Raw genomic sequence first — 19,631 nt, 5'->3', positions numbered from 1 at the left:
GATCCTCATGCGCTCATCCTGCCCAGCCGCTCGACGGCCTCGGCGAGCACCTCGTCGCGCTTGCAGAAGGCGAACCGCACCAGGTGCCGGCCCAGGTGCTCGTCCTGCGGGGCGTAGAAGCCGCCGATCGGCACCGCCACCACCCCGGCGCGCGCCGGGAGGGACCGGCAGAACGCCAGCCCGTCGCCGTCGGGCTGCACCGGTCGGACGTCGACGATCGCGAAGTAGGTCGCCTGCGGGCTCACCACCGGCAGCCCGGCCCCGTGCAGGCCCTCGACCAGCACGTCCCGCCGGTACTCCAGATCGCGGGCGATCCCGGTGAAGTAGGCGTCGGGCAGCGCCAGGCCGGCGGCCATCGCCGGTTGGAAGGGCCCGGCGTTGACGTAGGTGAGGAACTGCTTCGCGGTGCGGACGGCGGACACCAGCGGCGCGGGCCCGCAGATCCAGCCGACCTTCCAGCCGGTGGTGTTGAACGTCTTGCCGCCGCTGCTCACCACGAGGGTGCGGTCACGCATGCCCGGGAGCTCGGCGAGGGAGACGTGCTCGGCGCCGGAGAACACCAGGTGCTCGTAGACCTCGTCGGTCAGCACCAGCAGGTCGGAGCCGATCGCCAGGGCGGCCAGCGTGGCCAGCTCCTGCCGGTCGAAGACCTTGCCGGTGGGGTTGTGCGGGGTGTTGAGCAGCAGCAGCCTGGTGCGCGGTGTCACCGCCGCGCGGAGCCGCTCGGCATCGAAGGTCCACACCCCGTCGCTCGCCGGCGGGGGCACCAGCGGCACGGCGCGGACGACGCCCCCGGCCATCGCCACCGCGGCGGCGTAGCAGTCGTACATCGGCTCGAAGAGGACGACCTCGTCCCCCGGGTCGAGCAGTGCCAGCAGCGCCGCGGTCAGCGCCTCGGTGGCCCCCGCGGTGACCAGCACCTCGCCGTCGGGGTCGTAGGCCGGACCCCGGAAGCGCTGCACGTGCGCGCTGATCGCCGTCCGCAGCTCCGGCAGGCCGGGTCCGGGCGGGTACTGGTCGTGCGGTGTCCCGATCGCGGCGCGGGCGACGTCGAGGACCTCCGCCGGCCCCGGGGTGTCGGGGAAGCCCTGCCCGAGGTTGATCGCGCCGGTGGTGGCCGCCAGGGCGCTCATCTCGGCGAAGACCGTCGTCCCGAAGCCCTGCAGCCGGGCGGAGAGATACGGCACCCGGGTCATGCGACCTCCTCGAAGCGGACCGATCGCGTCCCGACGTCGGCCTCGGCCAGCCGCACCCGCACGCGGGTGCCGGGGGTCAGTGCACCGCTGCACCGGGCCCGGATCGCCGGGTCGGTCAGCACGACGGTGCCCCGCGAACCCTCGGCGTCCACCACGACCGCGTCGAACGTCGTCCCGACCCGGTCGCGCAGCAGCCACGCCTCGGTCGCGTCGACGACCGCACGCTCGACCGCCCGGGTGCGCCGGTCGGAGGCGACCATCAGCGCCGGCAGCTCGGGGAGCGCCGCCCGGACGGCGGGGTCCGGCTCCCGCCCGGCGGCGAGCGCGAGGCAGACCTCGGTGCCGAACCGGTCCACCAGCCGCCGCAGCGGTGCGGTGACGTGCGCGTACGGCGCGCCGACGCCGCCGTGACCGGCCTCCTCCGGCGGGGCGCCGTCGAACGGGGTGTAGGCGGCCCCGCGCAGCAGGCCGGCGGCCTCCTCGAGGAATGCGGCGTGCCCGGGGTCGACCGGGTCGAGCGACCCGATCACCGCACCCGGCGCCACGCCCTCGGGCCAGTCGACGCCGAGCGGCCCGGCGATCCGGCGCAGCGCGGCGACCGCCTCCGGCGCGGCCGGCGGCAGCGTGCGCAGCAGGCCGACGCTCCCGTCGAGCATCAGCGCGGCGGCGCACCGGCCGGTGAGCAGCGAGATCTCCGCGTTCCAGCCCTCGACCGGGAGGTCGCCGCGCGCGGTCAGGGTCCACGTCCCGGCGGCCGTGGGCTCGACCTGCTGCTCGGGCGTGCCCAGCTCGATCGCGCCGCGGGTCAGCGCCTGCTGCTGCAGGAGCCGGCCGAGCTCGGGCAGGAGGGCGATCGGGTCGGGCAGGTCGCCGGCGTCGGCTCCACGCTGGACGTCCGGATAGGCCAGCTGTGCGCGGCTGCGGACCCGCGCCCGGCGGACGTCGACCGCGCGGACCGCCCCGTCGGCGTCCAGCCGGATCGTCCAGAGGGCAGCCGCCCGCTCCGCTCCGGGGAGCAGGCTCGCCGCGCCCTCGGACAGCACCGGTGGGTGCAGCGGCACCCGCGCGTCGGGGGTGTAGAGCGTCTGCCCGCGCCGCCGGGCCTCGGCGTCCAGGGCGCTCCCCGGGCGGACGACGGCGCCGACATCGGCGATCGCGTAGCTGACCCGGTAGCCATCCCCCTCCCGGGCCAGGTGCACGGCCTGGTCGAGGTCGCGGCTGCCCACCGGGTCGACGGTCACCAGCGGCAGGTCGGTGGCGTCGAGCTCGGGCAGGGGTGGGGCGGCGGCGAGCGCGTCGGCCTCGGCCAGGACCTCCGGCGGGAAGGCCGCCGGGACGTCGAACTCGGCGCGGATCGCGGCGAAGTCCGGCCCGTCGGCCAGGTCGGCGGGCCACCGCGGCGGCCGCCAGGCGGCCGTCCCGGCCGGGTTCCACGTGGAACCCGCGCCATCCGCTGTGACACCGGTCGGCTTCCGCGCCCCGGTCCGCTCCTCGCTCGTTCCTCGCTGCGATGCTCCCGGGGCTGTCACCCGACGTGCACGTCCTCGACGCCCTCGATCGAGACGACGTCGCCGCGGCGGACCTGCCGGCCACGCCGGTCCTCGGGTTCGCCGTTGACCAGGATCGTGCCGGTCAGCAGCACGTCCTTGACCTGGGCGCCGGTCGGGACGGCGTCCACCAGCTTGAGCAGCTGGCCGAGCCGGATGGACTCCTCGCCGGGGCGGAGGGAGACGGTACGCACCGGCTCATCCTCCCCCCGGACCGCCGGCCCGCACCTCAGCCCCGGGGCTCCCAGGCCAGCGTCCAGCTCCCGGACCAGGTCGCGGCGGGCTCGAGCACGACCAGGTCGACCCCGTCGGCGAGCGCGTTGGGCGGGCAGGTCATCGGTTCCACCGCGACACTGCGCCGGCGCTGGCCGGCCGGCAGCGTGTCGCCGGTGTAGACCTGCAGCCAGGGCCAGGAGCCGTCGACGGCGAGCTCCACGGCCCCCGCCGGGCCGCTCAGCCGGACGCGTGCCCAGCCGTCGTCGTCGCGCACGAGGTCGGTCAGCGGGGTGTCGATCGCCCGGTCACCGATGCGGCCCACCGCGCCGTCGAACGGGGTGCGCTCGCCGGTGGGCAGGCCGCCGTCGGTGGTCAGCGCGGTGCGGGCGGGCACGGTGAGGTCGGCATGGGCGATCGCGCCGTCGTCCGCCCCGCCGACGGCCAGGTAGGGGTGCATCCCGGCTCCGAACGGCGCCGGCTCCGCCGACGCGTTGCTGACGCGCACGGTGACCGACAGCCGCTGCGGCGCCAGGGCGTAGTCCAGGGCGACCAGCAGCCGGAACGGATAGCCCGGACGGGGCTCCAGCGCGGTCCCGACGGTGACGGTGTCGGCGAAGCGGCTGAGCACACCGAACGGCTGCCAGGAGAGCAGTCCGTGGGCCGCGGTGGGCTTCTCCGCGGACGCGACGTCGAGCTGCAGCTCCCGGCCGGCCCAGCTCCAGCGCCCGTCGCGCAGCCGGTTGGGCCAGGGGAGCAGCACCCCGCCGCGGCGGCCGGCGGGAATCGTCCCGGTCGCGTAGCCGTCGACGACGTCCCAGCCGCCGGCGGTCAGCGCCCGGATGCCGCCGCCGCGCAGGTCCACCGCCAGCCGGGCGTCGCCGCTGACCAGCTCCACGTCCACCGGCTCCATCGGCGGCCAGGGGGTGTGCGGCGGGACGCTCATGCGGCCAGCCCACCACACCCGCGGCGTCAGCTCAGCTCGTAGTCCAGTGTCAGGACCGCACCGGAGTCGTCGTGGGTCAGCTCGACGTCTCCGCGCAGACCGGCCAGCGCCCCCGTGCCCGTCCCGGGCAGGACGACGCCGGTGGCCCGCGAGTCGCCGCCGTCGACCACGCCCGAGTGCTGGAGGACGAACGTGCCGGAGCGCCCCTCGAGCGTGCCGGTGACGAGCTCCACCGCGACGTAGCCGGCGGGCGCCTCCCCCACGGTCGCCGAGGTCATGGCCACCACGCTGGAGCCGGTCAGCGGGCCCGAGAAGGTCTTGCGCAGGGTCACCCGCCCGAAGCCGACCGGCCCCGGCTCGCCCAGGTCGAGCGGCTCGGGCTCCCAGGCAGTGACCTCGAACGGGATGCGGACGACGGTTCCCACGGCTCCTCCAGATGTCGGGCGGGACTGCAGCCTGCCGCACCCCACCGACGTCGAGTGCGACGAACTCGTGGTCCTCGCGACGGGATCGCCACGAGTTCGTCGCACTCGGCGGGTGCCTCTGCCGAGCTCAGGGCGTGTGCGTCACCCGGTCGGCGATCTGCACCACCTGCTGGGAGGTGAGGTCGCCGTCCACCTCCACCGTGAACGCCGTCCCGTCCGGGAAGCGCGCCTGCAGGTACCAGCCCGTGTACCCGCGACCGGAGTCGAGACGGACCAGCTCGGCGCCCTGCCCCTGCACGGTCACCTGCTCGGCCGGTCCCGCGCCGTGGGCGACCACGACCGGCGCCTGCTCGATCGGCAGCACCTCGGCGGGGAGCGGCACGGAGACGGTCAGCCCCCGGCTCATGGCCGGGTCCGAGTCGTCGGCGAGACGGACGATCCGGCCGCCCGCCTTGACGAAGTCGAGCGTGTAGCCGGCCGGCGCGAGGTCCACCTGCACGGGAACGGCTCGCGCATCCTCGACCAGCTGCTCGGCGAGGGCCGCCAGCTCGCGCCCGTCAGCGAACCGGCCCGTGCCCATGAGGCTCACCCACTGCCCGGGCGAGCGCTCCCAGTCCACGTAGACGGTCCGGGCGTCGTCGTACTCGGGGTTCATCACGACCATCCGGGCCTGCCGGCCACCGATGGTGAGGGTCTGCTCCTCGAGCGGGTCGGCACCCTCCGGCACGGCGATCGGGGGCGGCGGCGTGGTGCCCACGGTGATGAACACGCCCTCCTGGGGGTCCGCGATGCCGGCGTAGGACGACGACGTGTCCCCGTTCCCACTGGCACCGAGCGCCGGACCGGTGGTGCCCGGCGGCGCGGTGGGCAGGGCGAGCGGAGCGGCGGGCATCGCGAAGTCGACCAGCGCGACACCGGGGTCGACGGCGGGCGGTGAGGGCTCCCCGACCCGGCCGCCGGGCGCGCCACCGTCCGGACCCGCGACCAGCGCCGCCGTCGTCCACGCGGCGGCGACGCCCACGACCGCCGCGCCGATGCGGAACGCCGTCCGCCGGCGGGGGACGGGCAGCCGGCGGCGGGGACGGGACGCCGCGATCTCGTCGAGCAGCGCGGCACGGGCCGCCGAGCGGACGTCGGGGGTGAGGTCCGGGCCCTCGGGACCGGCCTGGCGCAGCAGCGTGATCTCGTTCATCGGAGCTCCTCCGGGGAGTCGTCGAGGGGGCCCAGGGCGGCGCGGGTCCGGCGCCGCGCGCGGTGCAGGCGGGAGCGGACGGTGCCGACGGGGACGTCGAGCACGGCGGCGATCTCGTCGTAGCCGAGCTGCCCCCAGGCGAAGAGCAGCAGGACGTCGCGGTCGCGGGCGGCGAGCCCGGCCAGCGCCGCGGCCAGGGGTCCGCGCAGCGCCTCGGCGTCCAGCCGGCCGGCCGAGTCGCCCGGGTCGGCGCCGTGCCGCTCCGGCTCGGCGGCCGCGCGGGCCAGCGCCCGGTAACGACGCCGCTCCGCCTGCGCCGATCCGTGCACGAGGTTGGTGGCGATCCCGATCAGCCAGGGCCGGACCTCGACGTGCTGGGGGCGGTAGTCCGCCCGCCGCCGGAACGCCACGAGGAAGGTCTCGCTGAGCAGGTCGTCGGCGAGGTCCCCGACCCGTCGTCCCAGGTAGCGGTGGACGGCGGCGGCGTGCCGGTCGAACAGCGCCGCGAACACCTCCGGGTCGTCCACCGAGCGGGCGACGAGCTCGGCGTCGGGAGGCTGCGCGTCGGGGAGCGCGTGCAGCCGGGGCGGTTCCGGTGGGGGGCCGGCGGACATGGCGAGGACCGTCGGGCCCACCAGGGGTGAGCGCGCGGCCGCGGGGAGTGAGCTCGTCACACCCCTCCATGTCCGGAGGGCCGGATCGGGTTCACGCGTCGGCCAGCACCCGCTCGTAGAAGACCGCGAACGGGTCGTCGGACGCCACGTACGCGCCGAACGCGGGGATCGCCCGGTAGCCGGCGCTCTCGTACAGACCGATGGCCTCCGGCTGCCGGGTGCCCGTCTCCAGCCGCACCGTCGTCCACCCGCGAGCCACCGCGGCCGTCTCCAGCGCGGCCAGCACGGCGCGGGAGACGCCCCGGCCCCGCGCCGCCGGGACGACGTACATCCGCTTGATCTCCGCGACCCCCGGTCCGATCGGCCGCAGGGCGCCGCAGCCGACCGGCGTGCCGTCGTCGTCGCGGGCGACCAGCACGACCGCGACGTCGGCGGCCGACGGCGGCGTGCCCGGTTCCGTGCCGCCGTCGTACCGGGCCCGCAGCTCGGCCTGCTGCGCGGCAGTCAGCGCACGCACGTCGGGGTCGTCCCACGCGGTCTGCTCGACCCTCACCGGCTGATCCCGTGCAGCAGCAGGGCCGCGAGCTCGCGGTAGGCGACGGCGTCGCTCAGGCCGGTCGCCCGGCCGGTCTCCCCGCGGCCGATGCGGAACATCAGCGTGGTGACGGTGTCGGCGACCAGCGCCGGGTGCACCCGGCGGAACCGCCCGGCGGCCACCCCCTCGTCGACCAGCTCACGGACCCGCTCGGCGGCCAGGGCGGTGTGCCGCTCGTAGACCGCACGGGCCGGCTCGAAGCGGTCCAGGTCGCGGTGGAAGGCCGGCCCGGCCGGGGCCAGCGCCCGCGCGACGGCGGCGAGGTAGGCGGTGACCCGCAGCGCCGGGTCGTCCTCGTCGACCGCCTGCGCCTCCACCGCCGCGGCGGCCCGGCGGAAGAAGTGCCGCACCACCCGGGCGGCCAGCTGCTCCTTGCTGCCGGCCAGCGCGTAGAGCGTGCTCTTCGAGCAGTGCAGCCGGTCGGCGAGGTCGTCGAGCGTGAAGCCGGCGAAACCCTCGGCGAGGAAGAGCTCCTCGAGCTGGTCGAGCAGCTGGGCCTGCCGCGCGGTCAGCGACCGCTCGTCCGTCGTCCCCAGGGTCACCGTCACCTCCGCGTCCGGCGCGCCAGCATCCTCCAGGACGACGGACAGTACGCGGGTACCGTCCTCAGTACTGTTCACCCCTCGGACGGAGGCCCTGTGCCCGTCGACCGCGAGCTGCCCACCCCCGAGGCGGCCGACCTCATCGCCCTCACCCGCGACATCGCCGACGCCGAGCTCGCGCCGCGGGCCGCGCGGTACGAGCGGGAGGAGCGGTTCCCCCGCGAGGTCTTCACGCTGCTCGGCGAGGCCGGGCTGCTCGGCCTGCCGTTCGGGGAGGACGCCGGCGGCGGAGGCCAGCCGTACGCCGTGTACCTGCAGGTGCTCGAGGAGCTCGCCGCCCGCTGGGCCAGCGTCGCGCTCGGCGTCAGCGTGCACACGCTGTCCTGCTCGCCGGTCGACCGCTTCGGCACCGAGGCGCAGCGGCGCGAGTGGCTGCCGGAGATGGTCGGCGGCCGGCTGCTCGGCGCCTACTCGCTGTCGGAGGCGCACGCCGGTTCCGACCCCGCGGCGATGCGGGCGAGCGCGAAGGCGACCGACGACGGCTGGACCGCCTCCGGGGAGAAGGCCTGGGTCACCCACGGCGGGCACGCGGACTTCTACACGACCTTCCTCCGGACGCCGGACGACGGCGAGCAGGCCATCTCCTGCTTCCACCTCACCCCCGACCTGGCCGGGTTCTCCGCCGCCCGGCCCGAGGAGAAGATGGGCCTGACCGCCTCGACGACGGCCGCGATCCGGCTGGACGACGTCCCGGTGCCGGCCGACCGGCTGGTCGGCGGGCGGGGCCGCGGGCTGGGGATCGCGCTGGGGGCGCTGGACTCCGGCCGCCTCGGCATCAGCGCGGTCGCCGTGGGGCTGGCGCAGTCGGCGCTGGACCTCGCCGTCACCTACGCCTGCGAGCGGGAGGCCTTCGGCCGCCGGATCGTCGACCACCAGGGCCTGGCGTTCGTCCTGGCCGACATGGCCGCCGCCGTCGAGTCCGCCCGCGCCACCTACCTCGTCGCGGCCCGCCGCCGGGACGCCGGGAAGGAGTACGCCCGGCAGGCGAGCATCGCCAAGCTCGTGTCCACCGACGCGGCCATGAAGGTGACCACCGACGCCGTCCAGGTCCTCGGCGGCGCCGGCTACACCCGCGACCACCCGGCCGAGCGGTACATGCGGGAGGCCAAGGTCATGCAGATCTTCGAGGGCACCAACCAGATCCAGCGGATGGTGATCGGCCGCCACCTCGCCCGGGAAGCCGCTCCCGCCGCGGGCTGACCGGGTCCAGACTGGACACATGCCCGAGCCCCACCTCCGCGCCGCCGACGCCGACCGCACGGCCGTGGCCGGCCTCCTCGGCGAGCACATGGCCGCGGGCCGGCTCGAGGTCGCCGAGTACGAGGACCGGGTCGCCCGCGCCTACGCCGCCCGGACCTACGGCGAGCTGGACGCGCTGACGACCGACCTCCCGCCCCTGCCCGCCGGCCCGTCCGGCGCCGCACCCGTCCCGGTCCCCCCGGCCGGTGCGACCGCCGCCCCGGAGCGTCGGCTGCCCGACGGACAGGGCCGGTCCGGGTGGGGCGGGACCCGGGCCGGCGAGTGGGCGAGCTGGCTGACCACCGGTGCCATCGTCCTCACCATCTGGCTGGCCACCTCGCTGGCCTCCGGGGAGTGGCTCTACCCCTGGCCGATCTGGGTGATCGGCCCCTGGGGGGCGATCCTGCTGGCGCAGACGCTGGCCGGGGGCCGCGGCGGGCCCGACGAGCGACCGCAGCTCCCCTCCTGACCGCTCGGCGCGGTCCGTGCGGACGGCCGTGGCCGTCCCTAGGCTCCGGCCATGACCGTCGTCGTCGGCTACGTGCCGGGCCCGAGCGGGGAGGCCGCGCTCGAGGCCGCGCTCGCCGAGGCCGACCGGCGCCGGGAGTCGCTGCTGGTGGTGAACGTCGGCCTGCCCGACGCCGCGAACGACCCGCGCTTCCTCGACGAGGGCGAGCGGGTCCGGCTGGCCGACCGGCTGCTGTTCGCCGGCGCCGCCTTCGAGATCGAGCAGCTCGTCCGCGGGCGGGACGCCGCCGACGAGCTGGTCGAGGCCGCCGCCCGGGTGCGGGCCAGCGTCCTCGTGATCGGTATGCGCCGCCGGACGCCGACCGGGAAGCTGCTCTTCGGCAGCCAGGCCCAGCGCGTGCTGCTGGACGCCGACTGCCCGGTCCTGGCGGTGAAGGCCCCCGGCTGACGCGTGTCGTCCCTATGCTGCGCCGCATGACCGTCGTCGTCGGCTACACGCCGAGTGCTGAAGGACAGGCCGCCCTGGACGCGGCCCTCGAGGAGGCCGGCCGCCGCGGCGAGTCCCTCCACCTGGTGAACGTCGGCCAGAGCGACGCCAGCAACGACCCCAAGTTCCTCGACGAGGGCGAGGTCGAGCGGCTGCGCGCGCGGCTGTCCGCCGCCGGCGTGCAGTTCGAGATCGAGCAGCTCGTCAGGGGCCGGGATGCCGCCGAGGAGATCGTGGACGCCGCCGAGCGGGTCGGCGCGAGCCTGCTCGTGATCGGCATGCGCCGCCGGTCGCCCACCGGGAAGCTGCTGTTCGGCAGCCAGGCCCAGCGCATCCTGCTCGACGCCGACTGTCCCGTGCTGGCGGTCAAGGCCACCCACTGACCCCGACGAACGACCCCGCAACGACGGAGGAGCCGGCCCCCACTGGGGACCGGCTCCTCCGTGCTGGTGGGCAAGGGGGGAGTTGAACCCCCACGTCCTCTCGGACACACGGACCTGAACCGTGCGCGTCTGCCATTCCGCCACTTGCCCGGACGCCCGACGAGATTAGCAGCCCCCGGAGAGGGTCCCCGCGGGGGGTGCGGACGTGCGGATCGGTCCGGGGAGTCGCGCCCGGCGAACCGGTCCGGGGGCCGGGGCCCGGCTACGATCACGGGTGGACCGGACGTCCGTGCCGAACGAGCCTGGAGGAGCGACTGTGGGTGTGCTGCAGCGCTTCGAGCGGCGGCTGGAGGGGATGGTCGGGCTGGCCTTCGCCCGGCTGTTCAAGGGCAAGGTCCACCCGGCCGAGATCGCCAAGGCCCTGACCCGCGAGGCCGACGAGCAGCGCTCGGTGCTGGGCGAGGGGCGTGTGCTCGCGCCCAACGTGTACGACGTGCGGCTGGGCCGCGCCGACTTCGACAACCTCGCCGAGTGGTCCGAGCAGCTGGCCGCCGAGCTGGCCGACATGGTCGCCGAGCACATCGCCGGCGAGGGCTACCAGCTCTTCGGCGAGGTCCAGGTCCGCCTGCAGCTCGACGACTCGCTGCCCACCGGGGTCTTCGAGGTCGGCTCGCACGTGGCCGACCCGGCCCGCCCCGCGTCGCGCGCCGACGTCCTCCCCGTGGGTCCGGGCGTGCCGGGCGCCGAGGGCGTCCCCCCGCTGCCCCCGCTGCGCGGCCGGATGGCCACCGACACCGGCCGCCAGCAGCCGTCCGCGGTCGTGGGCCGGGCCGGCTCGCACCCCGGCGTCACGCACGTGCTGATGGTCGACGGTCCCGGCACCCGGCACGAGCTCACCACCGGCCGGAACGTCATCGGCCGTGGCACCGACGCCGACATCCGGCTGCCCGACACCGGCGTGAGCCGCAAGCACGTCGACGTCGTCCTCGAGGGCGGCACCGCCTACGTCGAGGACCTCGGCTCCACCAACGGCACCCTCGTGAACGGCCGCCGGATCACCCGGCAGGCCCTGGCCGACGGCGACGTCATCCGGATCGGCCACTCCGTGCTGGTCTACCGGCAGGACGGGGCGTGAGAGGGCTCGTGCGCCTGCACACCGCCGGGGCGGCGACCCCGTGACGGCCGAGATCGTCCTGCAGATCTTCCGGTTCGGCTTCCTCCTGCTGCTCTGGCTGTTCATCTTCGCCGCGTTCCGCGTGGTCCGCGCCGACCTCTTCGGTGGTCGCGCCGGCCGGGTGGCGGCCGTCCCGCCGCGGGCCGCGGCACCCGGCAAGCGGAAGAACAAGGGGCCACGGACACTGGTCGTGACCGCGGGTCCGCTGGCCGGCACGAGGATCACCCTCGGCGAGCACCCGATCCTCATCGGGAGGGCCGACGACTCCACGCTCGTGCTGACCGACGACTTCGCCAGTTCCCGGCACGCCCGGCTGACCAACAGGGGTGGCCAGTGGTACGTCGAGGACCTGGGCTCCACCAACGGCACGTTCCTGGACCAGCAGCGGGTCCAGGGTCCGCTGCTGGTCGCACCGGGGCAGCCGATCCGCATCGGCCAGACCGCCCTGGAACTGCGGTCATGAGCGCCGACACCCGGGAGGGCCGCACCCGATGACCCTCGCGCTGCGCTACGCGGCACGATCCGACCGCGGCCTGGTCCGCGGCAACAACCAGGACTCCGTCTACGCCGGGCCGCGGCTGCTCGCCGTCGCCGACGGCATGGGCGGCCACGCCGCCGGCGACGTCGCCAGCAAGGTGGTCATCGCCGCCCTGGAGCACCTCGACGAGGACGCGCCGCCCAGCGACATGCTGCAGGCCCTGCGGTCGGCGGTCTTCGACGGCAGCGAGCACCTGCGCGAGGTGATCCGCGAGTCCCCGCAGCTCGAGGGCATGGGCACCACGCTCACCGCCGTCCTGTTCGCCGGTGGCCGCCTGGCCCTGTGCCACGTCGGCGACTCCCGCGCCTACCTGCTGCGCGACGGCGAGCTGACCCAGATCACCCACGACGACACCTTCGTGCAGACGCTCATCGACGACGGCCGGATCACGCAGGAGGAGGCCAACCACCACCCGCAGCGCTCCCTGCTGCTGCGGGCGCTGAACGGCCAGGACGTCGACCCCGACCTCTCGATGCGCGAGGCGCGCGCCGGCGACCGCTACCTGCTGTGCTCCGACGGGCTGTCCGGCGTGGTCAGCGAGGAGACCATCGCCACCACGCTCGCCGACCCGGACCCGCAGTCGTGCGCGGACCGGCTCATCGAGCTGGCGCTGCGCAGCGGCGGTCCGGACAACATCACGGTGATCGTCGCCGACGTCGTCGAGGACGACGGCTCGGGCATGACGACCGAGCCGGTCGTCGACGGCGCCGCCGGGGCCAACATCGGCCAGCGGGCCGTCGACCCCGGATCGGCCGCCGGCCGGGCGGCCCTGGCCGACCCGCCTCCCCCGCCCCCGCCGGCGTCGGCGCCGATGGCGGCCGCGCCGGCACCGGACCGCCGGCGCACCCGCCGCCGCTGGTGGTTCGCGCTCGCCACCCTGGTGGTCCTGGCCGGTGCCGGGGTCGGCGCCTACGCCTGGGTCCTCGACCACTGGTTCGTCGGCGTGGACGAGGACACCGAGACCGTGGCGGTGTACCGGGGCATCAACGCCTCCGTGCTCGGCGTGGACCTGTACCGCGAGGAGGAGGGCACCGACATCGCGGTGGCCGACCTCAGCCAGGACGTCCGCGGCAAGGTCACCGACGGCATCACCGTCGACGACCGGGCGGCCGCCGAGGACCGGGTGGACCTGCTCCGCGAGCAGTCCCTGCCGCGGTGCGAGGAGGAGCCCGAGCCCGCCCCGAGCACGCCGACGCCGACGCCGACGCCGGAGCCGTCGCCGCTCGTGCCGCCCGGCCTCCCGTCGTCTCCGCCCGCGGTGGGCTCGCTGCCGGAGACCAGCACCCCCAGCACCACCACAGGGCCCACCTCGAGCGAGGACTCCTCCTCGGCCGGCACGGAACGGGACTGCCGGGAGGCGGAGTGATGACCGGCGCCGATCCCGCTCCGCAGGTCGCCGGTGCGGCCGGCGCCCCGGGCACGGCCCCGGCGGTCCCGACGCGGCGGGGGACCGAGCTCGTCATGCTCGCCTTCGCCGTCGTCATCACGCTGGCCGCGCAGTGCGTCGTCGACATCACCGTCACCGGGTCGCTGCGGCCCGAGCTGGCCGCCTTCGGCGGCTGGTTCACCGCGCTGTGGGCGGTGATGCACGTCGTCGTGCGCCGGTTCGCTCCCTACGCCGACCCGCTGCTCCTGCCCGCCGTCGCCCTGCTCAGCGGGCTGGGTCTGACGATGATCCACCGCCTGGACCTCGCCGGCGAGCAGGTCGGGGCGACCGCGACCCGCGAGGACGCCCCGGTCCAGCTGGTCTGGGCCACCCTCGGCGTGGGCCTGTTCGTCGCCGTGCTGCTGGTGATCCGCGACCACCGGCTGCTGTCCCGCTTCGCCTACACGCTGGCCCTCGTGGGTCTGCTGCTGCTGGCGCTGCCCGCGGTCCTGCCGGCGTCGATCTCGTCGGTCAACGGCGCCAAGATCTGGATCCGGCTCGCCGGCTTCAGCATCCAGCCCGGTGAGTTCGCCAAGATCTGCCTGATCGTCTTCTTCGCGGCCTATCTGGTCGACAAGCGCGACGTGCTCGCCCTGGCCAGCCGGCGGGTGATGGGGCTGGAGCTGCCCCGCGGCCGCGACCTGGGCCCGGTGGTGGTCGCCTGGCTGCTGTCGATCCTGGTCCTCGTCTTCGAGCGCGACCTGGGCAGCTCGCTGCTGCTGTTCGGCATCTTCGTGGTGATGCTCTACGTCGCCACCGAGCGGGCGAGCTGGCTGGTCATCGGCGTCGGGCTGTTCGGCGCCGGGGCGTTCCTCGCCTACCAGCTGTTCGGTCACGTGCAGGTGCGCGTGGACACCTGGCTCGACCCGTTCGCCTACCGGGACGAGGGCGGCTACCAGATGGTCCAGTCGCTGCTCGGGCTCGGCACCGGCGGCCTGTTCGGCGCCGGTCTCGGCGGCGGGCGCCCCGACCAGGTCCCGGTGGCCAAGAGCGACTTCATCGCCGCCGCCATCGGCGAGGAGCTCGGGCTCTTCGGCCTGGTCGCGGTGATCATCGTCTACCTCGTGCTGGTCGAGCGCGGCCTGCGCAGCTCGCTGATCGTCCGGGACGCCTTCGGCAAGCTGCTCGCCGCCGGCCTGGCCTTCGCCGTCGCCTGGCAGGTGTTCGTCGTCCTCGGCGGCGTGACCGGGCTGCTGCCGCTGACCGGCCTGACCACACCGTTCGTGGCCTACGGCGGCTCCTCGCTGGTCGCCAACTTCGCGCTGCTGGCCATCCTCGTCCGGATCAGCGACGCCGCCCGCCGGCCCGCCGCGCCGCCGGTCCAGCCCGGTCCTCCGCAGCGCGCCATGCTCGGCGAGGCCCCGACCGAGGTGGTGCGGCCGTGAACGCCCCGCTGCGCCGCGTCGCGATCAGCGTGCTCGTCCTCTTCACGCTGCTCATCGTCAACGTCAACTACATCCAGGTGGTCCGCTCCGAGGAGCTGCGCGCCGACCCGGGCAACCGCCGGGTGATCTACGAGGAGTACGACCGGCAGCGCGGCTCGATCGTCGTCGACGGCACGGAGATCGCGCTCTCGGTCGAGACCGACGACGACCTGACCTACCTGCGCCAGTACCCGCAGGGGCCGCTGTACGCCGCGGTCACGGGCTACTACTCCGTCCGGTACGGCGCCCGCGGCATCGAGCGGACCGAGAACGACGTGCTGACCGGCGACGACGCCCGGTTGTTCACCCAGCGGCTGAGCGATCTGTTCACCGGCCGCGACCCCTCCGGCGGCGACGTCGTCCTGACGCTGGACGCGGCGACGCAGCAGGCGGCGATGGCCGGGCTGGAGGGCGTCACCGGCGCCGTCGTGGCGCTGGAGCCCAGCACGGGCGCGATCCTCGCGCTGGCGAGCACGCCGACCTTCGACCCGAACCTGCTCTCCAGCCACGACGCCCAGGGGGTCGCCGACTACGCCGCGGGCCTCGAGGCCGCCGACCCCGACCCTCGGCTGAACCGGGCCATCAGCGACAACTACCCGCCCGGCTCGGTGTTCAAGGTGATCGTGTCCGCCGCCGCCCTGTCCAGCGGCGAGTACACCCCCGACACCGTCATCCCGGCTCCGGACCTGCTCACCCTGCCCGGCACGTCGACGACGCTGGAGAACTTCAACGGCTCGCGGTGCGACCCCAGCGGCGAGCAGCCGCTGATCGACGCGCTGACCATCTCCTGCAACACCGCCTTCGCCCTGCTCGGCATCGAGCTCGGCGAGGACCGCGTCCGGGAGATGGCCGAGGCGTTCGGCATGGACGGCGAGGGGCTGGACATCCCCATGGGCACCGTGGGCAGCAGCGTCGGCGACATCGAGAGCGACGCCGCCCTCGGGCAGTCCTCGATCGGCCAGCGCGACGTCCGCATGACCCCCCTGCAGGCGGCCATGGTCGCCGCCGGGGTCGCCAACGACGGCACGCTGATGCGGCCCTACCTGGTCGACCAGCTCCGCGCGCCCGACCTGACGGTCATCGAGCAGGCCGACCCCGACGAGCTCTCCGAGCCGGTGAGCCCCGAGGTCGCCGACCAGCTGACCGAGATGATGGTCAGCGTCGTCGCCGAGGGCAGCGGCCGGGCCGCCCGCATCCCCGGGATCGACGTCGCCGGCAAGACCGGCACCGCCCAGGTCGCCCCGGACGTCCCCGACCACAACTGGTTCATCGGCTTCGCGCCGGCGGACGACCCGCAGATCGCCGTCGCCGTCTTCGTCGCGAACGGCGGGGGTACCGGTGGCGACGTGTCCGCACCGATCGCCCGCCGGGTCATGGAGGCCTACCTCGAAGGCGGTGGCGGCTGATGGCGCTCTCGACGGGCACCGTCCTCGCCGGGCGGTACGAGATCACCTCCCCCATCGCCACCGGCGGGATGGGGGAGGTCTGGCGGGCCCGCGACCGCGTCCTGGACCGAGTGGTCGCGGCCAAGGTGCTCCGCAGCGAGTTCACCGGCGACCCGAGCTTCGTGGCCCGGTTCCGCAACGAGGCCCGGCACACCGCCGCGCTGTCGCACCCGAACATCGCGTCGGTCTACGACTACGGCGAGACCGAGGACGAGCGCAACCCCGGCCAGCGCCTCGCGTTCCTCGTCATGGAGCTGGTCGAGGGCCAGCCGCTGGTGACGATCCTGCACGAGGAGGGCCGCCTCCCCGTCGACTGGACGCTGCACGTCCTGGGCCAGGCCGCCGACGGGCTCTCCGCCGCGCACGCCGCCGGCGTCGTCCACCGCGACATCAAGCCCGGCAACCTCATCGTCCGGCCCGACGGCGTGGTGAAGCTGACCGACTTCGGCATCGCCCGCGCCCGGGACGCGACACCGCTCACCCGCACCGGCATGGTCGTCGGCACCGCCCAGTACCTCTCCCCCGAGCAGGCGCAGGGCTTCGAGGTCACTGCAGCCTCCGACGTCTACTCGCTCGGCGTCGTCGGCTACGAGTGCCTGACCGGTTCCCGGCCGTTCGACGGCACCTCCCAGGTGGCGATCGCGCTGGCGCACATCAACCGGCCGCCGCCGCCGCTGCCCGCCGACGTCCCGCTCGCCGTTCGGCAGCTGCTCGCCCGGTCGCTGGAGAAGCACCCCGAGGACCGGTTCGACGACGGCGCCGCCTTCGCCGCGGCGATCCGGGCCGTGGCCGCCGCCGTGGGCAGCCGGGCGCCGGCCGGCACCGGCATGGCCGCCGCGGCCGTCGCCACCACGCAGGTGGTCACCATGCCCGCCGAGCCCGACGAGGAGCCCAGCACCCAGGTCCTGGACGCGGCCCCGGTGGCCGCGGCGACGGGGCCGCGCACCTCCGCCCGGCCCATGCCCCCGCTGGAGGGCCCCCCGGCCGACGAGGACCCGTGGGACGGCGAGACCGCCGCCGCACCACCGCCGCGCCGCGGGCGCCGCTGGGTGTGGCCGGTCGTCGCGCTGCTCGTGCTCGCCCTCCTGCTCGGCCTGGGCTGGATCCTCTTCGGCGGCGGTGACCAGGAGCGCGACGGCGGAGGGGACCGCACGTCCACGTCCGCCTCGACCACCGCCACGAGCGGCGCGGTCACGGGGGCGTTCGACCCCGCCGCGCTCCTGGGCGAGGACGTCGCGGCCGCGACCGCCCTCCTGGAGGGGCGGGGCTTCACCGAGGTCACCGCCGAGGAGGCGAGCAACCAGCAGCTGGCCGACTACGGCGCGGAGCTCGCTCCCGACGGCGTCGCCGCGGTGGACCCCGGCACGGCCGGCACCCTCCCGGTGGACACCCCCATCACGCTCTACTTCGCGCCCGACGGCTACACGCCGCCGGCGGAGGAGAGCGAGGAGGAGGGCGAGGACCAGCCGGCGCCCGCTCCCACCTCGGCCTCCGTGCCCAGGACCTCGTCCGCGCCCTCGTCGTCGTCACCCGCCTCCTCGAGCTCGGCGTCGCCGACCTCGTCGGCCCCCGCCACGACCTCGTCGTCGGCACCCGCGCCGGGCAGCACGCTGGCCCCGCCGCCGCCGGAACCGTCGCCCGTGGACCCGCCGGCCGAGGCTGCCGCGCCCGGTGGGGCGCAGGGGGTGACCGGGTGAGCGACGCCGCTCGCGCCGTCCCAGGAGCGTCCTGCGCCGTCGATACGCTGCCGGACGGTCCCGCCCCCGGGCGCCGGACCCGACCCAGCTCCGCCCGAGAGGACCAGCGATGACCACCCCCCAGGTGCTCGGTGAGCGCTACGAGATCGGCGGGGTGCTCGGCCGCGGCGGCATGGCGGAGGTGCACCGCGGCCGCGACACCCGGCTCGGTCGCGAGGTCGCCGTCAAGGTGCTGCGCAGCGACCTCGCCCGGGACCCGTCGTTCCAGGTGCGCTTCCGGCGCGAGGCCCAGGCGGCCGCCTCGCTGAACCACCCGGCCATCGTCGCCGTCTACGACACCGGCGAGGACCGCTCGCCGAGCGGGAACACGCCCTACATCGTCATGGAGTACGTCGAGGGCGAGACCCTGCGCGACGTGCTGCGCCGGGAGGGCGTGCTGGCGCCGGAGCGGGCGATGAGCCTGGCCGCCGACATCTGCGGCGCCCTGGACTTCAGCCACCGCAACGGCATCGTGCACCGGGACGTGAAGCCCGGGAACGTGATGATCACGCCGGCCGGTTCGGTCAAGGTCATGGACTTCGGCATCGCCCGCGCGGTCTCCGACTCCGCGGCGACGATGACCTCCACCGCAGCGGTCATCGGCACCGCCCAGTACCTCTCCCCCGAGCAGGCCCGCGGCGAGGGCGTCGACGCCCGCTCGGACGTCTACTCGCTCGGCTGCCTGCTCTACGAGCTCGTCACCGGTGCACCGCCGTTCACCGGCGACTCCCCGGTGTCGGTGGCCTACCAGCACGTCCGCGAGGACCCGCGGCTGCCGTCGTCGATCAACCCGGCGATCTCGCCGGAGCTGGACTCGATCCTGCTCAAGGCGATGAGCAAGAACCCGGCCAACCGCTACCAGTCGGCCGCCGAGATGCGCAACGACCTGCTCCGGGCGCTGGCCGGGCAGCGGGTCGAGGCCACCCCGGTCATGGGCGAGGCGGAGCGGACCGCCGTGATCGGCGCCGTCCCGCCGGTGACCGGACGCGGCCGCGACGACTGGGATGACGACGACGACGAGCAGGCCGCCGCCCGCCGCAAGCGCAACCGGATCATCGCCGCGGTGGTCGGTGCCCTGGTGCTGATCGGCGCCGTCGTCGGGATCGCCCTGGCGATGGGCGGCGACGACGAGGACGGCGGCAACCAGGCGACCGCCACGGTGTCGGTGCCGACGCTGGTGGACCTCCCCAGGGCCGACGCCGAGGCCGCGATCCAGACGGCGGGCCTGACGGTCGGGGACGTCACCGAGCAGGAGGTCGATGACCCGACCAGGGTCGGCGTCGTCCTGGACAGCCGCCCGGGGAGCGGCGCACAGGTGGAGGAGGGCAGCGAGGTCGACCTCACGGTCGGCATCGCGCCCGACAGCATCACCATCCCCGCGGTGATCAACCTGTCCGAGGAGGACGCCCGAGCGGCGCTCGAGGCGGCCCGGTTCACGGGGAACATCAACCGTGACGAGGTGGACTCGCTGGAGCCGGAGGGCACGGTCGTGGACGTCGACCCCGCGCAGCGGACCGCCGTGGCGCCGGACACCACCATCACGCTCTTCGTCTCCGACGGCGACGCCCCGGTGCCGTCCGTCTCCGGCGACCAGGCATCGGCGCGGCAGCAGCTCGTCGACGCCGGGTTCACCAACATCACGCCGCAGGAGGTCGAGGACCCGGCTCCGGCCGGCACGGTGCTCGGCACGACGCCTCCGGCCGGCACCTCCGCCACCGCGGCGACCGAGATCGTCCTGCGGGTGTCCTCGGGGCCTGCGCAGCCGACGACCGTCCCGGTGCCCAACGTGGTCGACCAGACCGAGCAGGCTGCGACGACGGCCCTGCAGGGTCAGGGCTTCGTGGTCCGGGTCGTGGACGCGCCGGCCGCCGACCCGGCTGACGTCGGCATCGTGATCGCGCAGAGCCCGACGGCCAACAACCAGGTGGCGCGCGGCTCCAGCGTCACCATCACCGTCGGCCGCGAGCCCGCCGACGGCTGA

The 19,631-nt window shown here is 75.3% G+C and carries 20 protein-coding genes and 1 tRNA gene; 11 read left to right on the top strand and 10 right to left on the bottom strand.

The genetic code is table 11. The features are described from left to right. Positions 1-5 precede the first annotated feature (5 nt). From DQ240_RS04695 to DQ240_RS04655, 9 genes are all read right to left on the bottom strand, one after another. A complete protein-coding gene (locus DQ240_RS04695) occupies positions 6-1,196 on the bottom strand; it encodes a pyridoxal phosphate-dependent aminotransferase (RefSeq protein WP_113838443.1) in 1,191 nt (396 codons plus the stop codon). Beyond that, entirely contained in the window at positions 1,193-2,725 is a 1,533-nt protein-coding gene (locus DQ240_RS04690) for an RNB domain-containing ribonuclease (RefSeq protein WP_233498499.1), read from the bottom strand. The genes DQ240_RS04695 and DQ240_RS04690 overlap by 4 nt, the downstream gene beginning before the upstream one ends. Next, entirely contained in the window at positions 2,722-2,937 is a 216-nt protein-coding gene (locus DQ240_RS04685; RefSeq protein ID WP_113838442.1) for an RNA-binding S4 domain-containing protein, read from the bottom strand. Before DQ240_RS04685 ends, DQ240_RS04690 begins: the two co-directional genes overlap by 4 nt. A gap of 35 nt (positions 2,938-2,972) precedes the next feature. Continuing rightward, positions 2,973-3,902 carry an aldose epimerase gene (locus tag DQ240_RS04680; protein ID WP_113838441.1) on the bottom strand — a complete coding sequence of 310 codons (930 nt, stop codon included), beginning with the start codon at positions 3,900-3,902 and terminating at the stop codon, positions 2,973-2,975. Positions 3,903-3,928: 26 nt separating this feature from the next. Then, the gene (locus tag DQ240_RS04675) at positions 3,929-4,327 is read right to left on the bottom strand and encodes a DUF3224 domain-containing protein (protein ID WP_158548525.1); all 399 of its coding nucleotides are present in this window, start codon (positions 4,325-4,327) and stop codon (positions 3,929-3,931) included. Between the two features lie 127 nt (positions 4,328-4,454). Beyond that, positions 4,455-5,519 (bottom strand): hypothetical protein, encoded by a 1,065-nt coding sequence (locus DQ240_RS04670; RefSeq protein WP_113838439.1) that lies wholly within the window; start codon positions 5,517-5,519, stop codon positions 4,455-4,457. After that, complete coding sequence (locus DQ240_RS04665; protein ID WP_113838582.1) at positions 5,516-6,133, bottom strand: RNA polymerase sigma factor; 618 nt, start codon at positions 6,131-6,133, stop codon at positions 5,516-5,518. The genes DQ240_RS04670 and DQ240_RS04665 overlap by 4 nt, the downstream gene beginning before the upstream one ends. Positions 6,134-6,224: 91 nt before the next feature. Beyond that, a complete protein-coding gene (locus tag DQ240_RS04660; protein ID WP_113838438.1) occupies positions 6,225-6,686 on the bottom strand; it encodes a GNAT family N-acetyltransferase in 462 nt (153 codons plus the stop codon). After that, positions 6,683-7,270 (bottom strand): TetR/AcrR family transcriptional regulator, encoded by a 588-nt coding sequence (locus DQ240_RS04655; RefSeq protein WP_233498498.1) that lies wholly within the window; start codon positions 7,268-7,270, stop codon positions 6,683-6,685. The genes DQ240_RS04660 and DQ240_RS04655 overlap by 4 nt, the downstream gene beginning before the upstream one ends. A gap of 96 nt (positions 7,271-7,366) precedes the next feature. On the opposite strand from DQ240_RS04655, the gene DQ240_RS04650 reads away from it, so the two are divergent. The 4 genes from DQ240_RS04650 to DQ240_RS04635 are packed head-to-tail and all read left to right on the top strand — an operon-like array spanning position 7,367 to position 9,907. After that, positions 7,367-8,530 carry an acyl-CoA dehydrogenase family protein gene (locus tag DQ240_RS04650; protein ID WP_113838437.1) on the top strand — a complete coding sequence of 388 codons (1,164 nt, stop codon included), beginning with the start codon at positions 7,367-7,369 and terminating at the stop codon, positions 8,528-8,530. 19 nt (positions 8,531-8,549) lie between these two features. Next, positions 8,550-9,038 (top strand): DUF1707 domain-containing protein, encoded by a 489-nt coding sequence (locus tag DQ240_RS04645; RefSeq protein WP_113838436.1) that lies wholly within the window; start codon positions 8,550-8,552, stop codon positions 9,036-9,038. A 51-nt stretch (positions 9,039-9,089) separates the two neighbouring features. Next, positions 9,090-9,485, top strand: coding sequence for a universal stress protein (locus DQ240_RS04640; RefSeq protein WP_113838435.1), 396 nt, complete (start codon positions 9,090-9,092; stop codon positions 9,483-9,485). Positions 9,486-9,511: 26 nt separating this feature from the next. Then, positions 9,512-9,907, top strand: coding sequence for a universal stress protein (locus DQ240_RS04635; protein ID WP_113838580.1), 396 nt, complete (start codon positions 9,512-9,514; stop codon positions 9,905-9,907). A gap of 64 nt (positions 9,908-9,971) precedes the next feature. On the opposite strand, the gene DQ240_RS04630 is transcribed toward DQ240_RS04635, so the two are convergent. Then, positions 9,972-10,057 (bottom strand) — tRNA-Leu (locus tag DQ240_RS04630). Between the two features lie 166 nt (positions 10,058-10,223). Here DQ240_RS04630 and DQ240_RS04625 point away from each other — a divergent pair. The 7 genes from DQ240_RS04625 (at position 10,224) to pknB (ending at position 19,631) form a co-directional block, all read left to right on the top strand. After that, positions 10,224-11,042, top strand: coding sequence for a DUF3662 and FHA domain-containing protein (locus tag DQ240_RS04625; RefSeq protein ID WP_113838434.1), 819 nt, complete (start codon positions 10,224-10,226; stop codon positions 11,040-11,042). A 40-nt stretch (positions 11,043-11,082) separates the two neighbouring features. Then, complete coding sequence (locus tag DQ240_RS04620; RefSeq protein WP_113838433.1) at positions 11,083-11,544, top strand: FHA domain-containing protein; 462 nt, start codon at positions 11,083-11,085, stop codon at positions 11,542-11,544. Between the two features lie 28 nt (positions 11,545-11,572). Next, positions 11,573-12,985 (top strand): PP2C family serine/threonine-protein phosphatase, encoded by a 1,413-nt coding sequence (locus tag DQ240_RS04615; RefSeq protein WP_113838432.1) that lies wholly within the window; start codon positions 11,573-11,575, stop codon positions 12,983-12,985. Beyond that, complete coding sequence (locus DQ240_RS04610; protein ID WP_113838579.1) at positions 12,985-14,430, top strand: FtsW/RodA/SpoVE family cell cycle protein; 1,446 nt, start codon at positions 12,985-12,987, stop codon at positions 14,428-14,430. Before DQ240_RS04615 ends, DQ240_RS04610 begins: the two co-directional genes overlap by 1 nt. After that, complete coding sequence (locus tag DQ240_RS04605; RefSeq protein ID WP_113838431.1) at positions 14,427-15,875, top strand: penicillin-binding protein 2; 1,449 nt, start codon at positions 14,427-14,429, stop codon at positions 15,873-15,875. The genes DQ240_RS04610 and DQ240_RS04605 overlap by 4 nt, the downstream gene beginning before the upstream one ends. After that, entirely contained in the window at positions 15,875-17,611 is a 1,737-nt protein-coding gene (locus DQ240_RS04600) for a serine/threonine-protein kinase (RefSeq protein WP_113838430.1), read from the top strand. The genes DQ240_RS04605 and DQ240_RS04600 overlap by 1 nt, the downstream gene beginning before the upstream one ends. A 109-nt stretch (positions 17,612-17,720) precedes the next feature. Then, entirely contained in the window at positions 17,721-19,631 is a 1,911-nt protein-coding gene (pknB, locus tag DQ240_RS04595) for a Stk1 family PASTA domain-containing Ser/Thr kinase (protein WP_113838429.1), read from the top strand.

Source organism: Blastococcus sp. TF02A-26 (assembly GCF_003319125.1).
GTDB lineage: Bacteria > Actinomycetota > Actinomycetes > Mycobacteriales > Geodermatophilaceae > Trujillonella.
The sequence above is the reverse complement of the archived record's forward strand: the minus strand, read 5'-3'. Positions and strand labels throughout refer to the sequence as shown.

Bases quoted from the DNA above. Each gene is read 5' to 3' on its own strand.
- DQ240_RS04695 (WP_113838443.1), bottom strand. From the start codon at position 1,196: ATGACCCGGGTGCCGTATCTCTCCGCCCGGCTGCAGGGCTTCGGGACG.
- DQ240_RS04600 (WP_113838430.1), top strand. From the start codon at position 15,875: ATGGCGCTCTCGACGGGCACCGTCCTCGCCGGGCGGTACGAGATCACC.
- DQ240_RS04680 (WP_113838441.1), bottom strand. From the start codon at position 3,902: ATGAGCGTCCCGCCGCACACCCCCTGGCCGCCGATGGAGCCGGTGGAC.
- pknB (WP_113838429.1), top strand. From the start codon at position 17,721: ATGACCACCCCCCAGGTGCTCGGTGAGCGCTACGAGATCGGCGGGGTG.
- DQ240_RS04645 (WP_113838436.1), top strand. From the start codon at position 8,550: ATGCCCGAGCCCCACCTCCGCGCCGCCGACGCCGACCGCACGGCCGTG.
- DQ240_RS04640 (WP_113838435.1), top strand. From the start codon at position 9,090: ATGACCGTCGTCGTCGGCTACGTGCCGGGCCCGAGCGGGGAGGCCGCG.
- DQ240_RS04610 (WP_113838579.1), top strand. From the start codon at position 12,985: ATGACCGGCGCCGATCCCGCTCCGCAGGTCGCCGGTGCGGCCGGCGCC.
- DQ240_RS04635 (WP_113838580.1), top strand. From the start codon at position 9,512: ATGACCGTCGTCGTCGGCTACACGCCGAGTGCTGAAGGACAGGCCGCC.
- DQ240_RS04665 (WP_113838582.1), bottom strand. From the start codon at position 6,133: ATGTCCGCCGGCCCCCCACCGGAACCGCCCCGGCTGCACGCGCTCCCC.
- DQ240_RS04670 (WP_113838439.1), bottom strand. From the start codon at position 5,519: ATGAACGAGATCACGCTGCTGCGCCAGGCCGGTCCCGAGGGCCCGGAC.
- DQ240_RS04615 (WP_113838432.1), top strand. From the start codon at position 11,573: ATGACCCTCGCGCTGCGCTACGCGGCACGATCCGACCGCGGCCTGGTC.